This is a genomic window from Vibrio splendidus, assembly GCF_024347615.1.
Lineage (GTDB): Bacteria > Pseudomonadota > Gammaproteobacteria > Enterobacterales > Vibrionaceae > Vibrio > Vibrio splendidus.
The window spans coordinates 1,520,223-1,539,397 of the sequence record NZ_AP025508.1 but is presented as its reverse complement, the minus strand read 5'-3'; the positions used below and the strand labels follow the sequence as shown (position 1 = coordinate 1,539,397).

Sequence of the window (19,175 nt, the reverse complement as noted above, 5' to 3'; positions counted from 1 at the left end):
TTGTACATGAGCCTAATAAAGAACTCGACCCCAGTTGCATCAAGTGCTCATTTAGCCTGCAATTGTGACTCGATTTCGGCCATTTGACTTACTTAGGTATAACATGCTGTCAGTTTTTTGAAGGAGCGCTTCAATGTCTTCATTAGTGCGGATGGTAGCCCCGATGCTTAGAGTGCAACTCAATAGCTGGCTAGAATGCTCGCAATGAGACTCACTCACCGCCTCTAAAATACATTCTAAATAGCGAGACAATGAGTCATGTTCGGTGATGCTCGAAATGATACCGAACTCATCCCCTCCCATCCGGAATAGGTTATCTCCAGACTTCAAGCTCACTGAGATAACCTTAATCACATGGATAAGTAACGCATCACCGGCTGGGTGCCCAAACTTATCATTGATCTCTTTAAACTTATCAACATCAAACACTATTAAGCTAAACGGCTTATCGCTTTGTATCGATTGACCAAGCACCTTATTAAAAGCTCGGCGATTATAAATTTCCGTTAAACTGTCATGATTGGCAAGAAAGCGAAGCTCTTCTGTTCTTTCATCAATCATTCGATACAAGCGCTCTTTCTCTCGAATTTGCAGGTTCACAATATAAGCAAGCAGTAATGAGATAGTGGTACCAACTATGCCGATTCCCGCCAACACTAAGTAACCATTAAATGAAATACATGCATCTATCTTGAAGTCGATAATCCATTCACGGTTGGTTAATGTAATCGTCTTTGTAATGTGCTGCCCAGTTACCGCTTCATAACCATTGGTTTCGAACATTATCGGGGCATCTTCAGCTTCAAAACCGCTATCGGTAACACGCACATAAACGTCCATATCGCCGACAGTAGATGCCAGAAGTTTCTCAAAATAGTATGTGGTACGAACAACACCAATCACAACCCCTAACAAATTGTCCGTTTGACCATCAAACACAGGGTGGTAGACCAACATTCCGCTCTTAGGTGTGTTGCTGTCTAAACCGTCTTGCAACAGACGAACTTTGTCTGAAATATTCGCTTCACGTGTTTTTTTAATGTTATCAATGACCAGATTAAACCGCTCACGAGAAGAGTAAAAACCCAAAACACCGTTGTTCACTGGATCATTCGGATAAATATCTGTCGCGATAAATACGGGCTCGCCATCCAAGACATAACCATAAGTTTTTGGCCCATGTTTAGGGATAGTAAACATTCTATAGGATGGGTATTGAGCTTTCATTTTGGCGGTGTGCTCGGCAAGATCTTCTACCGCTACTTTTTGCATCCACTGCAATCCGATTAGGCTTTTCGAGCCGTTAATCGTTTGCTGAGCAAAACGATCAAATCGGTCCCGACTATCGACATCATTAGAATAGAAAAAATTCGCACCGGAACCGATATAAGCAACATCGTTATCAATAAACGCTTTTAAACTGAGCGTTTGATGCTGAGCAAAGCTATCCAGATTCTCATTCAAAGACCTATTTTGATTCGCCGCAACCAAAATAAAACACAACACCGTCATCAAAAATGTGGCAAAAAAGACAACTAACGGCAAAGTTCGTTTCTTCAACCCTGTTATGGGGTCGGTAGTGTGGGGCATACAACTTCCCATATGATGTTATTTTGAGTCGAAAGTATACACTGCCGGAATGCTCGGCTCTATTTATCTTTGACTCTCACAATGGGATAAAACTAACACTATTTACAACCCATGGACATTTACGGCTAATAAACCAACAAATCTCGATTAACTTTCAAGCTAACTCACCAAAAAGCCAGTTTATTGAAAACATTAAATAAAGCCCTTAAGCCTTGAATATGCTAGTATCCACCCATATTTATAGCTTGAAAGTGACCATTTCGGCCTTATGCCACTGAGTTTCTTTCCAACCTGTATATTCCTTTAAACCGACGAATATACCGTTAAATCAATTTTAAAGAGAAATCACTATGATCGTTGATTTGAACCTAATCCCACAAACGTTTGATATGCTTCACGCAGGCCTAACTGCATCAAGCGTTTTACTACTGCTAATTGCCGTTTCTCGTAAAACCAAAGTGGTTGAGAAAGTCGTAGAAAAACCAGTAGAAAAGATCGTTGAAGTTGAAAAGCCAGTTGAGAAAATTGTCGAAGTAGAGAAAGTTGTTGAAGTTGAACGTGTGATTGAAAAAGTAGTAGAAGTTGAATCTAAGCTGGCAACAGCACCAACAGATTCTGCAATGCAGCTACTGTCTATCATGCAGCAAGAAGCTCGTTTAATTGACTTCCTAAAAGAAGACCTAACATCATTCTCTGATGAAGAAGTTGGTGCAGCAGCACGTGTTATTCACACTGGCGGTAAAAAAGTACTAGCAGACTACGTAACGCTTTCTCACATCCGCACTGAAGATGAAGAAACACGTATCACGGTTGTTGAAGGCTTCAACCCACAAGAAATTCGCCTAACTGGCAATGTAACGGGTAACGCACCGTTCAATGGCACATTGGTTCACAAAGGTTGGAAAGCAACTGACATGAACCTGCCTAAGCTTGCTGAAAACTACGATGCATCTGTAATTGCACCGGCAGAGGTAGAGCTATAATGGAACACCAAACTCAGCCATCATCGCACGAGTCTTCTTCTCAAGAACATACGCCGCAGATGCATTCACAAGAGCTATCTTCTCAAGAGCAACATCAGGCGCCTAAGTTCAGTGTCGGTATCGATTTAGGTACAACACACTGCGTTTTGTCTTTCATCGACACAAGCAATGAAGACGCTCGCGTAGAGGTGATGCCAATCCCTCAACTGACGGCTCCAGGTACAGTAGAAACTCGCAGTCAACTTGGCTCGTTCCTATACCAGCCGCACGAACATGAAATGAATGCGGGATCTCGCGTTCTTCCTTGGTCTTCTGAGCCTAAAGCACTGGTTGGTGCTATTGCACGTAACCTAGGTTCTAAAACCCCTATCCGTTTGGTAGCAAGTGCTAAATCTTGGCTATGCCACGGTGGTGTGAACCGTCGTGATGCGTTCCTTCCAGCTGGCAGCCCTGAAGAAGTTGAAAAGGTATCTCCGCTTAAGACCACTGAGTTGTACCTTGAGCACCTTAAAGATGCTTGGAACCACGCTAACCCAGAACACAAACTGGCAGACCAAGATGTAACGATCACGGTTCCTGCTTCGTTTGATCCTGCGGCTCGTGACCTAACAGCAGAAGCTGCGCGTAATGTTGGTTTCACTCACCTAACGCTTCTAGAAGAGCCACAAGCTGCTCTTTACAGCTGGATTGATAACAGCAACGACACATGGCGTGATGAAGTAAACGTTGGTGACATCGTTCTTGTTGTCGATATCGGTGGTGGTACGACTGACCTTTCGTTGGTTGAAGTAACACAAGATGAAGGCAACCTAAGCCTGAACCGTATCGCTGTAGGTGAACATATCCTACTGGGCGGCGACAACATGGACTTGGCTCTCGCTTACCGTCTTAAGATGAAACTGGCTCAAGAAGGCAAAGAACTGGCTCCTTGGCAGGTTCAAGCGATGACTCACGCGTGTCGTGATGCGAAAGAAGCATTGCTTAATGATGCTGAACTGCAATCTGTGCCAATCGTTGTTCCAAGCCGTGGTTCTAAACTACTGGGCGCAACACTGAAAACAGATCTGACTCAGCAAGAAGTTCAACAAACATTGGTTGATGGCTTCTTCCCGAAAGTAGCGGTGACTGAGCACCCAGTACAAAAGACGCGTGGCGCACTGACTCAAATGGGTCTGCCTTACGCTCAAGACGCAGGTATTACTCGTCACATTGCTGCATTCCTTTCTAAGCAAGCGAACGCGCTTTCTGGAAATAGTGAAACCTCTCAGCAAGATTTCAACCCGTTTGCAAACATGCCCGGTATGCCCGGTACAGAAGCGCAAGGGTCAGAAGCGCCAGCGGCAGACTTCATCAAACCAACAGCGGTACTGTTCAATGGTGGCGTTCTAAAATCTAACCTACTTGCTGACCGTCTATCAGACACGATCAATGAATGGTTGATTAACGCCGACGCTGAATTCGCTAAACAGCTTTCAGGTTTAGATTTAGACCTAGCCGTTGCAAGTGGCGCTTCTTACTACGGCGCAGTACGTCGTGGCCAAGGCGTTCGTATCCGCGGTGGTATAGCTTCTTCTTACTACGTAGGAATTGAAAGCGCGATGCCAGCTATCCCAGGTATGGCTCCTCCAATGGAAGCACTGTGTGTTGCACCATTTGGTATGGAAGAAGGTTCAAGCGTACAAGTGCCTAGCCAAGAGTTCGGTCTAGTGATTGGTCAGCCAGTTCACTTCCAATTCTTCGGTTCAACAACACGTCGTGAAGACCAAGCGGGTACGCACCTTGATCACTGGGCTCCAGAAGATCTGGATGAGCTTCCTGAAATCCAAGTGACACTGCCTGTTTCTGAAGGTCGTCGCGAAGGTGAAGTGGTTCCCGTGACTTTGGCGTCTCGCGTTACTGAACTAGGCACGTTATATCTAGAAGCCATTGCGACTGACAATGGTCAGAAGTGGCATGTTGAGTTCGACGTTCGTGAAGACTCGAATAACGACTCAAACGAACAAGCATAATGAATCAACGGCACCTTAACGGGTGCCGTTACTTTATCAATGCGATTCCCTAGCCCTGTATTAAAAGCATTCCAAAGACAATAATAAGACCAAGATTATCCATTAACTGGTCATCACTTTGGCAGAATAAGGTTTTGTATGGCATCTCCTCGTTTTTTAGTCGGCATTGACTTAGGCACAACGAATACTGTTGTCGCTTACTGTGAAATCAACGACGACCTACAACATGCTCCCGTTTCTCTTTTCGATATTGACCAACTCATCGGCCCCGGTGAAGTGGTTCGCAAGCCGCTACTTCCATCATTTCGTTATCATCCCGCACAAGGTCAGATCTCCCCTTCCGATCTCACCATGCCTTGGGAACCGAGCTTAGTTGAAGGCGATATTCAAAATGTCATCGTAGGCGAATGGGCACGCGAACTGGGCGCTAAGGTTGAAGGTCGCCAAGTATCGAGTGCTAAAAGCTGGTTATCTCACCAAGCGGTTGATCGTAACTCCGACATTCTGCCGTGGGCAGGCGCAACTGACGTCGATAAGGTGTCTCCTGTTGTCGCAAGCGCAAGCTACCTCAACCACATCCGTCAAGCATGGAATTACCGCAACCCAAGCAATAAGCTGGAAGACCAAGACGTTGTAGTCACCGTTCCCGCTTCATTCGATGAGACAGCACGTAAACTGACACTTGAAGCGGCAGCACTTGCTGGCTTAGGTAAGATTCTATTACTCGAAGAACCGCAAGCTGTGTGTTACGACTGGTATGCCCGTCATCAACAAACCGCAGCCGATGAGCTTCAACAGATCCCGCTGATTCTAGTGTGTGATGTCGGCGGTGGTACCACCGATTTAAGTTTGATCGAAGCAAGCTTCAACTCAAACAATGGCGATGACCAAGAACTCGCACTCGACCGTATCGGCGTTGGTGAACACTTAATGCTCGGTGGTGATAACCTAGATTTAGCCCTTGCCCACCTTGCAGAGCAACGCTTCAATCAAAACAAAAAGCTGAATGCTTCGAGCCTAACCAAACTGATTCAACAGACTCGCGCCGCAAAAGAGAGCCTGCTTTCTGCTAACGCGCCAGACGATGTAAAGATCACCATGCTGGGCAGCGGTTCAAAGCTACTTGGCGGTACCAAGAGTATTGGTTTAACGAAACAAGAAGTTCATCAGATTGCACTAGAAGGTTTCTTCCCGCTTTCTGAGTTTACGGAAGTACCCGACAAACGCCGCAGCGCGGTGGTAGAGTTCGGCCTACCCTACGCAGCAGATCCTGCGGTAAGTAAGCACGTTGCCGAATTCCTAGCGACACATCAGCAAGTATCTAAAGCCGCATTGGAAAAGTCAGACTCTGTTGAGTTTGATGATACCAAACCTGCAATTCCTGTTGGTGTGCTACTCAACGGCGGTGTATTCAACAGTGAGCTTGTCACTGAACGTATTACTCAGTTACTTGGCAATTGGAACGGTGCTCCAATCACCGTCTTAGATAACCCTCACCCTGACTGGTCTGTAGCCCTTGGTGCAGTAGCTTTTGGTAAAGCACGCCGCGGTGCACAACTGAAAATCGGTGGCGGTGCTGCCCGTTCTTACTTCCTGCATCTGCAAGAGAAGAACAAGATGGGTAAAGCGCTTTGTCTGCTTGCCAAAGGAACCGAAGAAGGCCAAGAGATACGCTTGAACAGCCGTCGTTTCTCGCTGACTTTAGGCGAACCGGTACGATTTAATCTTCTGACTTCAACACACGATCAAATTGCGCGTGACACCGCTATTCAAAATGGTGTGATGGTCAATGTCGACGCTGACTTGTTCTCCCCTCTTCCACCGTATATTTCTACACTGGAAGGTTCAGGTACTGCAGAGCTCCAAGCCAACCAAAAAGAACGCGTCGAAGTATTGCTCGCGTGTCAATTAACGGAAGTCGGCACACTGAAAATGGAGTGTGTGAGTACAGAAGATGACTCTAAACGTTGGTTGCTCGAGTTCGAAGTCAGAAACAAGCAAGGTGATGAGTCTGATACCGCTAAACTTCACCCAAGACTGGATGAATGTAAGGAATTGATTTCTCGTCTGTATAGCGGCAACAAGAAAAGTGCTGAGTCTAAAGAGATCAAAACGCTTGCCAAAGATCTTGAGAAACGACTTGGTAAGCGCGAAGAGTGGGACTTTACGACTCTCCGTCACCTGTTTGATTCGTTCTCATTAGGTCGTAAGCGCCGTCGTCGCTCTGAAGCACACGAGAAGAACTGGCTGCGTTTGGCAGGTTACTCGCTGCGCCCAGGCTTTGGCGATCCGACTGACTCATGGCGTATCGAACAAATTTGGGGCCTTTACCAACAAAACATTCAGTTCCAGAACCACCAAGGTTGGACGGACTGGTGGGTATTCTGGCGTCGTGTTGCCGGTGGATTAAACCAAGAGCAGCAAGAGAGTATCTTGGCTGACATCGCTAAATACCTTCACCCGGGGGCAATGAAAAACCCTAAGACAGCCAAAGATGCACAAGACAATGGCTATGAAGCCATGGTTCGTTTAGCGGCATCACTTGAGCAACTTGAAGTGGAAGACAAAGTGCTGCTGGCAAGCTGGTTCTTGAGCAAAGCGATTAACCATAACCAATTTGAACAAGCTCACTGGTGGGCGCTAGGTCGATTAGCATCAAGAACGCCTTTGTATGGCAGCCAACACAGCGTAATTTCTAGAGAGCAAGCTGAACAGTGGTTACCAAAACTGCTTGAACAGAACTGGCAGAAAGAGCAAATGATCGCCTTCGCTGCTGTGATGATTTGTCGTAAAACCGGTGACCGTCAATTTGATATCTCTGACGACTATCGTAATCAAGTGATTGAGAAGCTTAAGCAAAGCAAGGTACCTGATTCATGGCTAACGTTAGTGAGTGAAGTGACTGAACTTTCTGAGAGCGAATCTAAGCGCGTATTTGGTGATGCATTACCAAGCGGGTTAAGCCTGATTAATAACTAGTTTTAGGGCTCATTAGATTGGATCTCTAACTAGTAAAGAAAAAGCCACTTTCGATTCGTTGAAAGTGGCTTTTTTATTGGTGGCTTAAGGCTGGTATGTTTAGTCGACTTATCGCTTCTTGGTTAAGAGCCTTAGCCGTATTGCAGTTCATCATTGTTAATGTTTCGTTCCTGTTGGGTTGATAGGAAAATCCGTATTTTCATAAATATCAGATAACTTTTTCGGTTTCTTCTCTTTAGCTCCTTTGTTCGATTGATTATGAGTTTCGCTTAAAAGCCATTCCTCATGCATTTTTGCTGAATCCAAAAACTCTGGATCTTCCATTGCTTCCTTGCGAAGTTTATTTACACGTTCGAGAGTATCCCAAATCATAATACTTCACCTCCACTAAGGCAGTAATATAAAGATAGCTCAACCCCATAAAACTTCAACTAGCCCAATGAGATAGCGATCTCAATTTCGAAAATTAACTGCTCTATGTCAGTAAAAATAGTCATCCTCAACTGAGGTAAAATAATCATTTCTTTCCGATGATCTTCGAAGATCATTAGGCATAAAAAAAGCGAGCTCAATGCTCGCTTTTTGTCTGTCTATCTGTTGATCGGATCATCAATACTCGCTCGATTAAATCACACCGAACTTAAGCACGGTTACCAATTTTAACGGTACCATTTGTAGCAAACCAAAGTGCTTCTGAACGGCGGCGACCAAGTAGAATCGGGCCATCATCGTAGAACAAAAAGTTCTTCCAGTGTTTCTTGAAAACTGACCATTTGGTTTCTAAAACATTGTATTTTTCGTAACAAAAATAAACAGTTACGTCATCTTGCCAATCAATGAAGTTTAGAATTTCTTCTGGCATTTCAGGCTCATCCGCTTCCCAATTTGCCATCCAGCTGATCTCTTCATTCCAGTTCGATGCTTTGCTTGGCCAGTCTTGCGAACTTAGTCTTTCCGCATCAGGGCTTTGAGGGCTCACGTTCTCTTTCCAAAACTGAGATGCTCTCGCCTGTGTCATTGGTTTAATCTTTTCCAAATCCTCTGCCGGCAGCGGCATTGACTGGTGAGTGAAAATCCATTTTCTTTGGTATTCGTCCAAAGTTGTGTATGACATCAAAATTCCTCAAATATCTTCTCAGGCTGATGGATCTACCATGCCTATATGTTCTTTTGATACAGCGGCGATTAGAGATCGCTTGATATTCGCTGCCTTTAAATTCGTGACTTGTTCTTACGCCTAGATACTATTTAGTCTAGACATTGCGTTTGTCTTCCCAGTTAGGGTTAACTAGCGCGGTCAGTATATGGTCTTCCCATTTACCGTTAATCTGTAAGTAATCTTTGGCAAAGCCTTCTCGAACAAAGCCAAGATGTTCCAAGACACCCGCACTGCGTTCATTGTGAGGCATGTAGCCCGCCATTAAGCGGTGCATGTTCTGCACATCAAACATGTAGTCTTTTGCCATGCTCAAGCCTCTGCGCATGTAACCGTGGCCCTGTGTACTTTGCGCCAATGAGTAACCGACATTACAGGCGTAGAACGGGAAACGAGACAAATTACTGAACGATATGGTGCCTAACATTTCATTAGAGTCAGCATTAATCAGTAAACAGTAATAGCCTAGTCCCATTTTATGAAGCTCGTTTAACTTGATCAGTCGCTGCGCCCAACTCGCTCTATCAAAGAACGCGTCTTCGCGAATCGGTTCCCAAGGTTTCAGGTACTCTCTGTTAGCCTGAAAGTACTCACTGATCATCGCTGCGTCGTCGATTTCAGCCGTTCTCAGAATCAGGTTACCGTCACGCTTATAAATGCGCTCCGGTGTACTCAAATCTTCCATAATCTTGTTCTTATTCGATCAGTTCTTTCTAATACCGTAATCACGAAGCTTATTCGCAATTGAGGTGTGAGATACATTCAAACGTTTTGCAAGCTTACGGCTTGATGGGAAAGACTGGTAGAGCTTCTCTAGAATCTGAGATTCATAGTCTTTCATGATCTCGTCAAGCGAGCCGTCTAAGCTCAAGTTCGCCATTCCAGCAGTCATGGTTTCAAGCTGTGGCAGGTGGAATTGCTCAACCGTTAAAGTATCTGAATCCAACTCTGTTAGAGCACGTAGAACCATATTGTCTAACTGACGAATGTTGCCCGGCCATTGGTAGTTACCTAATTGGTCGATTAGTTCTTGAGTCAGCTTTGGTTTCAACATGCCTAATTGCTGTGCGTACTTTGCAACGAATAGCTCCAGTAATGGTGCAACATCGTTTGAACGTTCACGCAAAGCAGGAATCGATAAAGTCAGCACGTTCAAGCGGTAGAACAGATCTTCACGGAACGAACCTGAGTCGGCTAATTCAGAAAGACGATGGCGCGTAGATGCGATAATACGAACATCCGCGTGCATCTCTTCTTCTTCACCAACACGACGGAATGAACCATCTTGTAGGAAACGCAGCAGTTTGATTTGTAGATGCGGGCTCATCTCGCCAATTTCATCTAAAAATACGGTACCGCCATTCGCTTGTTCGAAAATGCCTTTATGGCCTTGTTCATGGTTAAATGAACCCGGAGCATGGCCAAACAGCTCAGTTTCAGCCACGTCATCAGGCATTGATGCACAGCTTAGAATCAAGAATGGGAAAGACGCTCGGTTCGAACGGTTATGACACGCTTTAGCCAACATCTCTTTGCCCGTACCTGTGTCCCCTTCAATAAGTAGAGGCTGATCCAGCATAGCCAATTTCTTAGCTTGGCTGATCAAGGCTTTATGGCGATTAGAGACACCAACAAAGTGTTCAAAACCTAGGTTGTTCTGTTCAGGGATTGAATCTGGCGAGTTCATCTCTTGATTACAAGAACGAATCGTCATTACTGCGCTCGCCAGTACCGCTTCGTTAACGTCGCCGCCAAGATAAATCGGTAGTATCTCGATAGAGAAGTCCAAACCTTCTAACACCACGACTTCACGATGGCGCGTTACATCGCCTTCGATCCAACGAGCAAAGTTAAAGCTAGGCACAAACGTCGCTAACGGCTCACCGATGACTTCGTCTTCTTGCTTGCCGAATAGGTTCAATGCAGCGTGGTTCGCCATGTCGACGGAGCCTTTAAGATCAATCGCAATCACGGGATCTGGCAGGTTAGCCAGAAGAGCAATCAGCTCGGTATTATGCCTTTCGCTCGGCATAAATTGGATTTTACGTACATCCTTCACACCTGAAATTCGGCGAATTTCAGCCATAAGTTCACTAAAAGCATCAAAATTGATATCAGGACAGTTTAAGTAAATAATGCCTTTAACATCAATTTCGATTCCTCTTAAATCAATGCTTTTTGAGGCCAAGATATCGAGCAACTCACGCGTTAAGCCGAGTCTGTCTTCACACAATACTTCAAGACGCACAAATAGTCCTATTATAGGTGTCAGGATAAGTTGACAGTAGTGTGGATTAAGCTCTGAGTCCAGTCAAGAAGAAGAGTAAACATATGTTTACTCTTCACTCGCAAACGACTCAATGTCATACACTTTGTTGGTTAGTAGCTCGCTTTGTTGATAAGTAGCTCGCTTTGTTTAAGCGTAATTCGCTTTATTGATAAGCAACTCACTCTATTTAAGCGTAATGCGCTTTATTTCAGAAAGGACGGCTTTGCGAAGATCTGATATTTTTACTTTTCGCTCATTATGCCAAGGCATAGGACGCAGCAATGTCATGGCTTTTAAACCCAGTCTCGCAGTGAGAATACCGACACCGAGCCCCTGCCCTGCTCGAGCTGAAACCTTGCCTGCTAGATCCATCGAGACGAGGTCCATACTTGCATCAATCGCGAGTTCACTGGCACCCGCAGCTGCCATGTTGATTAACACCAGTTTAAATAGCTTAATACGAGACCAGTAGCCAAGCTCAATGCCATACACATCAGCAAGCTTGTCTATCATGGTGAAATTACGCCACGCTACCAGCAACATATCCGCAGCCGCCAATGGGCTCACCGCTACCAAAGCGGCAGATTCGGTCGAGAACTTAGTGACAATTTGAGTCGCCACTTTATCTTGTTGGGCAACAACGAGTGCATCATACATATCCAACACTTCAGCATCGCTGTGTGCAGGGTTAATGCTGTTTCGCCATTTATCATAAGCGGGTGATTCAGCGACAATACCGCCCTGCTTCGCAATGTGTTCACAGAACGCTTTGCCTTTACCAACGCTTTGGCTCTGTAACAGCTCTTCACTCTGCTCTTGAACGCTGAAATGATCTTTCAGCGAACGCAGCTTCCACAACTCTTTGCCTATTGCGCCTAAACCTAATGAAGCAATGGCAGCGATAAAGCCAGCCCAACCTAACGCAAGCCAGTCTGCTGTTTGAATCGCGGTAATGACAGAGTCAATAGCTTGCCATCCGACTAAACCGGAGAAAGCGACAAGTAAGCCCGTTCCAAACCACTTCTTCTTTTTGCTCGGTCGAATCACTTGCTCCAATTGCTGCTCAGCTTCACCATCAAGATCGGCTTCCACTTGCGGTGCGACAGGAACAAATTTCTCTTGCTCTGTGAACAGTTGTTGAGCGCCTAAATCCGGGGTAACTTCATTCTTATCAGGCTCATCAAAGACCTGTTTTGTTTTTAATTCACTCATTTTGATTGCCTCAATTACTTCAACTTGTCGCCAATGAGATACTCTAAAACCTTGTCGACTCTTAGATGTTGGCAAGGCTCGTCAGAGTGCTGCTCCATCGGCCTAAAGCTTGTGAAATCAAACTGGTTGGTTTCCCAATACTGTTTATTGGGCAACTTACGCGGCACCTCTCCCGGATACATGGTTTGAGGTTCGTTATCTAAAGTCACACCTTGCAACGCCGGAACATTGTCTGAGCCTGACGAGATATAACCCGCGCTGGTCGCTTGAATAGACGCGATGCTCATGCAACTCATGTCGATATGTTCAAACGCCGCCTGTTGCCAAGCCGGATGTACCATCTGTTGTAACAGCGATACCAAGTTCGGATGTTGATCCGGTGTCACGTGGTCAGCCTTGGTGGCTGCAAATAAGATCTTGTCGATCTTCGGCGCGAATAAGCGTCTTAAGATATTGCTTCGACCGTACTTAAAGCTTTTTAGTAGCTGCTCTAATGCGCCACGCATATCCATGAAAGAGTCATAGCCCGCATTGAGCGGCTGTAAGCAATCCACCAGCACGATTTGTCTGTCGAACGTCGCGAAGTGATTCTTATAAAACGCCTTTACGACCTTTTGTTGATACTCTTCATAACGCGCTTTTAAAACCGCATAGTTACTTGTTTTAGAGAACTTGCCCTCAGGTGCGGTGCACGGGAAAAATTGCAGCACAGGCGCACCTTCAAGCTCACCCGGCAATACGAATCGACCCGGCTGCACCCAGTGCAACCCGTTGTCCTTACAAGTATGAAGATACTGAGTATAACTGTCGGCAATGGCGACCAGTTTCTTTTCGTCTGCTTCGGCTAACAAGTCAACGTCACCACGCATGGCGTTCCACTGTTGCGAGTAGGTTTCTCTATCGCCTTTTAGTGCTGAGAATTGAGACTGACTCCAAGTATCAAAATCCATATCCAGCAAAGGTAAATCAAGTAGCCACTCTCCCGGATAATCAACAATATCGAGATAAAGGGTGCTGTTTTTGCTCAGCAGCTTCTTTGCGCCTTTAGCCGACTTATATTTGATTGCTAGACGAATCTCACTGACATCACGCGTTGGCACCGGCCATTCTGGTGGCTGCGCATTCAAAGATTCCATCGCTTCATCATAAGAGAAGCGTGGAATCATCATGTTGTGCTGCGGGATGCGTTTAGCGCCAATAATTCTGCCGTCTCTCGCCGATGCAAGTAGAGGCAGATTTTTGTGGGTAGACGTATGAAGAAGCTGATTAACCAGCGAAGTAATGAATGCTGTCTTACCCGCACGAGAAAGCCCCGTAACCGCTACTCGAATGTGAGAATCCGTTCCTCTGCTTATAAAGTCACTCATTTCTTGAGTTAGGTGTTTCATTTGAACGACTCCGTGATAGTTAGGCTGGATTGCTGACTCACCAAGAGCGCAATCATTTGGAAAAATAGCCTACTTATTTATTCCAATCGGAATATCTTAAATACTGATGTTTTTGCTTATGGTGATAAGTATGCAATACACATTCTTAATGCTAGATGAATAAAAGCCCCTGACTACATTCATAATCAGGGGCTTTAGAATTTTTCTGCGATATCCGACGTTTAATCGTCTTCAATCAACTTGTAGATAACAAACAGTGCAATCTCTGCAATTAGCCAAAGCGCACAAGTAATTGTCACGTATTTATTATCAAAGATGCTGATCCCTTTCAAGATCAGGTCGTAACCAACAAAAGCACCAATCACCACTGCCAAGATAATCTGTAGGATCTGAATAAAACGAGGCATTCCTCTCTCCTATATTCTTATATCAAACTATGTGTTCATCACTATATCATTGATAATAAGACAAAAGTGCAAATAATGCTGCACTTTTGTCTTCAACTTTCTGTCAAGAATTGCAATTCAAACGCTGAAGCTAGCGCCTGTTACGACTTTTGACTTCGGTAAATTATGCTTTTTCAGCTTCAGCAATTTTCACTTTCCACGTATCAGGGCCGATCTGGTGCGCGTTCACGCCGTTAGAGTCAACCGCAACCGTTACCGGCATGTCTTCAACTTCAAACTCGTAAATCGCTTCCATACCGAGATCTTCAAACGCAACCACGCGTGCTTTTTTAATTGCTTTCGCGACTAAATAAGCTGCACCGCCAACCGCCATTAGGTAAACCGATTTATGTTGTTTGATTGACTCAACCGTTGCAGGGCCACGCTCTGCTTTACCAATCATGCCCATAATGCCGGTTTCTTCTAGCATCATGTCGGTGAACTTATCCATACGAGTAGACGTTGTCGGGCCAGCAGGACCAACCGCTTCATCGCGTACCGCATCAACAGGGCCAACATAGTAAATAAACTTACCTTTCAGGTCGACGCCTTCTGGTAAACCTTCACCACTTTCAAGCATGCCTTGAATACGCTTATGCGCTGCATCACGACCGGTTAAGATCTTACCTGATAGAAGAACCGTTTCGCCGGTCTTCCACTCTTGAACGTCTTCTTTGGTAATTTCATCAAGGTTAACACGGCGTGTATTCGCGCCTGCTTCCCAAGTAATATCTGGCCACTCTTCTAACTTAGGTGGTGTTAGCTCTGCAGGGCCGCTGCCGTCTAATGTGAAATGTACGTGACGTGTTGCTGCACAGTTCGGGATCAAGCAAACAGGCTTAGAGGCTGCGTGCGTTGGCGCTGTTTTGATTTTAACGTCAACCACAGTCGTTAGACCGCCAAGACCTTGAGCACCAATACCAAGCTTGTTTACGCGGTTGAAGATATCTAAACGAAGCTCTTCTTCTGCGTTCTCTGGACCTTTGTCGATAAGGTCTTGAATATCGATGTGTTCCATCAGAGATTCTTTCGCTAGTACTGCTGCTTTCTCAGCCGTACCGCCGATGCCTATACCAAGCATGCCCGGTGGACACCAGCCCGCGCCCATTGTTGGTAGCGTCTTCTCTACCCACTCTGCAATATCATCAGAAGGGTTAAGCATTACCATCTTGGTTTTGTTCTCAGAACCGCCGCCTTTTGCCGCGATTTGAATTTCAACTTTGTTGCCTGGAACCATATTAATGTGAACAACCGCTGGTGTGTTGTCTTTTGTATTAATACGCTTACCTGCAGGGTCCATTAGGACAGATGCACGCAATGGGTTATCTGGATTGTTGTAAGCTTGACGAACGCCTTCATCAACCATCTGTTGTACTGTTTGATCCGTTTCCCACCTAACATCCATACCGATGTTCACGAAACAAGTAACAATACCCGTATCCTGACAAATTGGACGATGGCCTTCCGCAGACATGCGCGAGTTAATCAGAATCTGAGCGATAGCATCTTTTGCTGCTTGGCTCTCTTCTTTCTCATACGCTTTTTCTAGGGCTTGGACAAAGTCTAAAGGGTGATAATAAGAAATGTACTGAAGTGCGTCAGCGACACTGCTGATCACATCTTGCTTACGAATAACCGTCATTGCATGCCTCTTTATTGTTCTGGTTCCATGTGGGTTCATGGTTTGACTATTCAGGCCTAATTGGCTTAGCTTTTTATTGTGTTGAGCTGTATTTAGTTGCTTTAGCAATCGCTTGCATAGCTGTAAACTAAACCACTTGTATTACACCGTTCTAATCAAGAACCCATTTTATTTTCAATTTATGATACTCTTGCTTCCTCTCACACGCCATGCAGTGATCGAACTCTTTGTCACAAATTAAACAAATGAATAACAACGAATTTCGCTCTATCCAAATCAAGCCGCTTGAATATCAATCAACTTTAGCTAAACAGCTGTTTTCCCATATTGAAAACCTACCGTGGGCAATGCTATTACGCTCTGCTTCAGAAAGCCACGTTGATAGTCGATACGATATTTTAGTTGCTCAACCCATCGCCACCTTTGAGACAGTCGGTGCAAAAACGACCGTTAATGTTAATGATACGTGCGAGGTTTCAGACTCCGATCCTTTCGAACTACTCGACCAATATCAGCAACAGTTATTGCCTGTAACGAAAGAGCACGCTGAGTTGCCATTCGTTGGCGGTGCATTGGGCTACTTTAGTTATGATTTGGGGCGCAGAGTTGAAACACTTCCTTCACTCGCAAAGCGAGACATTGAAGCACCAGACATGGCGGTTGGTTTGTATGAGTGGGCTGTGATCGTTGACCATCAATTAAAAACGGCGTGTATTGTCGGCAGCAATATCGATGAACATCATGATTGGCTGATGCAGCAAGTGGCTCGGTCAAACCGAACACATGCGCCCTTTGGATTAACCACACCTTGGCAATCCAACATGAGCGCCCAGAACTACGCAACGAAATTCGATAGTGTTCAAGAGTACCTGTTATCCGGCGATTGCTATCAGATTAACTTGGCTCAGCGTTTCAATGCCCAATACCAAGGCAGTGAATGGCTAGCCTATGACAAATTGGAACAATACAACTCGGCGCCCTTTTCTGGCTTCATCCGTTTGACCGACTGCGCAATCATCAGTGTTTCGCCTGAGCGATTCTTAGAACTTAATAGTGGCACCATTGAAACAAAACCGATCAAAGGCACACGCCCTCGTTCTGAAAACCCTATGATTGATGATGCCAACGCACAAGACCTAGTCAACGCCGATAAAGATCAGGCAGAAAACTTGATGATCGTCGACCTGCTTCGTAATGATATTGGCCGAGTCGCAAAGCCAGGATCGGTTCATGTACCAAAGCTCTTCGATATTGAAAGCTTCCCTGCTGTGCACCACTTAGTGAGCACGATACGAGCGGACCTTGATGACCAATACTCTGCAACTGACCTTCTGAGAGCCTGTTTCCCTGGTGGCTCGATTACGGGCGCTCCGAAAGTTCGTGCAATGCAGATCATTGAAGAGTTAGAACCCCATCGACGTTCAGCGTACTGCGGCAGTATTGGCTACATCAGCCGAAATGGCAGAATGGACACCAGCATTACTATTCGTACGTTAGTGGCAGAGAACAATACGCTTTATGCATGGGCTGGCGGTGGTGTGGTATTCGATAGTGATTGTGCTTCTGAGTACCAAGAGACGTTGGATAAACTAAGTCGTATTCTACCTGTACTTGAGGAATGTTAAGCATAACGTCATTAACTGACAGTTTCGCGGCTTAACGGCCAGCGAAAGCTCTATATAAGAAGAAGCCGAAATAAAAAAACCGAAGGATCGTAAGATCACTTCGGTTTTTTAGTCTCTGAGCTAGAACACATGACTCACAACGCTTTATTAATCTGTTTGAACGACCTTCACTGCAGAGACACCCCACTTCTTGAGCATTTCTTTAAGATCGTTGGCTGTGTAAGGCTTACTAAGAATGTCATCCATTCCGCACTGAATACAACGTTCTCGCTCTTCCAGCGTCGTTCCGGCGGTGAGTGCCACAATAGATCTAACGTAACCCTTATCTCTAAGTTTCTCTGTCGCTTCAAATCCGTCCATGACGGGCATTCTGCAATCCATGAAAACAATGTCGTATTCATTATCTGAAGCAAGCTCAAAAGCTTCTACACCATTGCTCGCGGTAGCAGGTTCAATCTTATATTTACGTAACATTTGTTGGATGATGATCTGGTTCATCTTAATATCATCAACCACCAGCACTTTAAGCAGTGACAATTCGACTTCATATTCAAAGCCTCTGGCGACACTATCACTCTCTGCTGGTACATCGACAACCTGAAGAGGGATCGAGATGGTAAACGTAGTACCTGAGCCAACAACACTGGTCACCCCAATCACGCCATTCATCAAAGCCACCAACTTGCGACAAATCGCTAAGCCAAGCCCAGTGCCCTCATAATTTCGGCTACTTGAGTTATCAGCTTGTGTGAAAGGTTCAAACAGCGTCTTATGTGCAGATTCAGCAATGCCTACCCCAGTATCTTCCACTGAGAAAACAAACTGGTTTTTGTCCCACTCAATATCGACATTGACGTGCCCCTCTTCTGTAAATTTGATCGCATTACCGATTAAGTTTACAAACAGTTGCGTGATACGTTCTAAATCGCCTTGGAAATGAGAAGGTACGTTAGATGCGACACTGATATTAAATTCGATCTGCTTCTCAATCGCGCGATTGACGAAGATACTTTCAATCGTATTTCTCAAATCATGCAACGCAAATTTCTTAGGAATAAGATCCAACATCCCTGCATTGATTTTACTGAAATCAAGCAAGTCATTAATGATGGTTCTAAGAAACTCTCCAGATTGGCTCAGGTTATTCACTATTTCACGCTGAGAACTGCTGAGTTCGGTATCGCTGATCAATTCTGCACTACCTAGCAAACCGTTGAGCGGAGTTCTTAGCTCATGGTTAATCATGGCCACAAAGTCGCGCGTTGCCCTCTCGGACTCTTCCGCTCGTTTACGTGACTCAACATTTCGATTGATAGCAAGCTGATGAGTTAATGCACTGCAGATAAGATCGGTCACTAACAACAGTTGGCTTTGAATGAATTCGTAGTCCTGGTCTAACAATCTGACCTTCACGATTAACGCGCCGACTATGACCTTTTCGACCTCTAATGGCACCGTTAGCAGGTTGTCTTGCCAATGAGGTTCTTGAATGTATTGCTCTATCACCTCGACGGCTTCGTCACCATAGTCGTAGGTGTGTAACTGCGGGATCAGCTTGGGAGGCAAAATCAAACGACTGGCTTCGATCAAGTAACTGTTGGTCACATTCATCGTCAATTGTGACAACATGACGTCATCGAGATCATTTCTAAGGAACGCGCGCCCGAAATCAATCAACAGGTTGTCGATTTGTTCTTGGAATTCAATACGGCGTATATTCGCGTTAGAGCGCTTTTCTAACTGACGCAGAGCAAGTTCAAGCTGTTGGTTAGCTTCAAACAGTTCGAGGCTCTTTTGTTCCAACAACGCTTCAGCCGCTTTCCTTGCCGCGATTTGACGCTTAAGTTTCTTCTCTATGGCAGATGCCGGATCCATA

The 19,175-nt window shown here is 45.2% G+C and carries 14 protein-coding genes; 4 read left to right on the top strand and 10 right to left on the bottom strand.

The features are described from left to right. Nucleotides 1-51: 51 nt before the first annotated feature. Nucleotides 52-1,590 (bottom strand): sensor domain-containing diguanylate cyclase, encoded by a 1,539-nt coding sequence (locus OCU90_RS06815; protein ID WP_061024656.1) that lies wholly within the window; start codon nucleotides 1,588-1,590, stop codon nucleotides 52-54. A gap of 350 nt (nucleotides 1,591-1,940) precedes the next feature. On the opposite strand from OCU90_RS06815, the gene OCU90_RS06810 reads away from it, so the two are divergent. From OCU90_RS06810 to OCU90_RS06800, 3 genes are all read left to right on the top strand, one after another. Further along, nucleotides 1,941-2,573, top strand: a complete 633-nt coding sequence (locus tag OCU90_RS06810) for a DUF2760 domain-containing protein (protein ID WP_004734741.1) — start codon at nucleotides 1,941-1,943, stop codon at nucleotides 2,571-2,573. Beyond that, the gene (locus OCU90_RS06805; RefSeq protein WP_061024654.1) at nucleotides 2,573-4,582 is read left to right on the top strand and encodes an Hsp70 family protein; all 2,010 of its coding nucleotides are present in this window, start codon (nucleotides 2,573-2,575) and stop codon (nucleotides 4,580-4,582) included. The genes OCU90_RS06810 and OCU90_RS06805 overlap by 1 nt, the downstream gene beginning before the upstream one ends. A 138-nt stretch (nucleotides 4,583-4,720) precedes the next feature. Continuing rightward, nucleotides 4,721-7,561 (top strand): Hsp70 family protein, encoded by a 2,841-nt coding sequence (locus tag OCU90_RS06800; RefSeq protein ID WP_061024652.1) that lies wholly within the window; start codon nucleotides 4,721-4,723, stop codon nucleotides 7,559-7,561. 156 nt (nucleotides 7,562-7,717) lie between these two features. On the opposite strand, the gene OCU90_RS06795 is transcribed toward OCU90_RS06800, so the two are convergent. The 8 genes from OCU90_RS06795 to OCU90_RS06760 all read right to left on the bottom strand — a co-directional run bounded on the left by OCU90_RS06795 (nucleotide 7,718) and on the right by OCU90_RS06760 (nucleotide 15,674). Next, nucleotides 7,718-7,933, bottom strand: coding sequence for a hypothetical protein (locus tag OCU90_RS06795; RefSeq protein ID WP_012604204.1), 216 nt, complete (start codon nucleotides 7,931-7,933; stop codon nucleotides 7,718-7,720). Between the two features lie 268 nt (nucleotides 7,934-8,201). Continuing rightward, on the bottom strand, nucleotides 8,202-8,675 hold the full coding sequence (locus OCU90_RS06790; protein WP_004734736.1) for a DUF2947 domain-containing protein: 474 nt from the start codon (nucleotides 8,673-8,675) through the stop codon (nucleotides 8,202-8,204). Between the two features lie 139 nt (nucleotides 8,676-8,814). Further along, nucleotides 8,815-9,402: a ribosomal protein S5-alanine N-acetyltransferase gene (gene rimJ / locus OCU90_RS06785; protein WP_017083361.1), complete on the bottom strand. Its 588-nt coding sequence runs from the start codon at nucleotides 9,400-9,402 to the stop codon at nucleotides 8,815-8,817. Between the two features lie 18 nt (nucleotides 9,403-9,420). Further along, entirely contained in the window at nucleotides 9,421-10,965 is a 1,545-nt protein-coding gene (gene tyrR / locus OCU90_RS06780; RefSeq protein WP_061024650.1) for a transcriptional regulator TyrR, read from the bottom strand. A 204-nt stretch (nucleotides 10,966-11,169) separates the two neighbouring features. After that, a complete protein-coding gene (locus OCU90_RS06775; RefSeq protein ID WP_061024649.1) occupies nucleotides 11,170-12,198 on the bottom strand; it encodes a YcjF family protein in 1,029 nt (342 codons plus the stop codon). Nucleotides 12,199-12,212: 14 nt separating this feature from the next. Then, nucleotides 12,213-13,586 carry a YcjX family GTP-binding protein gene (locus OCU90_RS06770; RefSeq protein ID WP_061024647.1) on the bottom strand — a complete coding sequence of 458 codons (1,374 nt, stop codon included), beginning with the start codon at nucleotides 13,584-13,586 and terminating at the stop codon, nucleotides 12,213-12,215. A gap of 221 nt (nucleotides 13,587-13,807) precedes the next feature. Then, the gene (locus OCU90_RS06765; RefSeq protein WP_004734731.1) at nucleotides 13,808-13,993 is read right to left on the bottom strand and encodes a hypothetical protein; all 186 of its coding nucleotides are present in this window, start codon (nucleotides 13,991-13,993) and stop codon (nucleotides 13,808-13,810) included. A 163-nt stretch (nucleotides 13,994-14,156) separates the two neighbouring features. Further along, complete coding sequence (locus tag OCU90_RS06760; protein ID WP_004734730.1) at nucleotides 14,157-15,674, bottom strand: fumarate hydratase; 1,518 nt, start codon at nucleotides 15,672-15,674, stop codon at nucleotides 14,157-14,159. Nucleotides 15,675-15,919: 245 nt separating this feature from the next. On the opposite strand from OCU90_RS06760, the gene pabB reads away from it, so the two are divergent. Then, nucleotides 15,920-17,299 carry an aminodeoxychorismate synthase component I gene (gene pabB, locus OCU90_RS06755; protein ID WP_061024645.1) on the top strand — a complete coding sequence of 460 codons (1,380 nt, stop codon included), beginning with the start codon at nucleotides 15,920-15,922 and terminating at the stop codon, nucleotides 17,297-17,299. Nucleotides 17,300-17,446: 147 nt separating this feature from the next. On the opposite strand, the gene OCU90_RS06750 is transcribed toward pabB, so the two are convergent. Then, a complete protein-coding gene (locus tag OCU90_RS06750; RefSeq protein WP_061024643.1) occupies nucleotides 17,447-19,174 on the bottom strand; it encodes an ATP-binding protein in 1,728 nt (575 codons plus the stop codon). Between the last annotated feature and the right edge of the window lies 1 nt (nucleotide 19,175).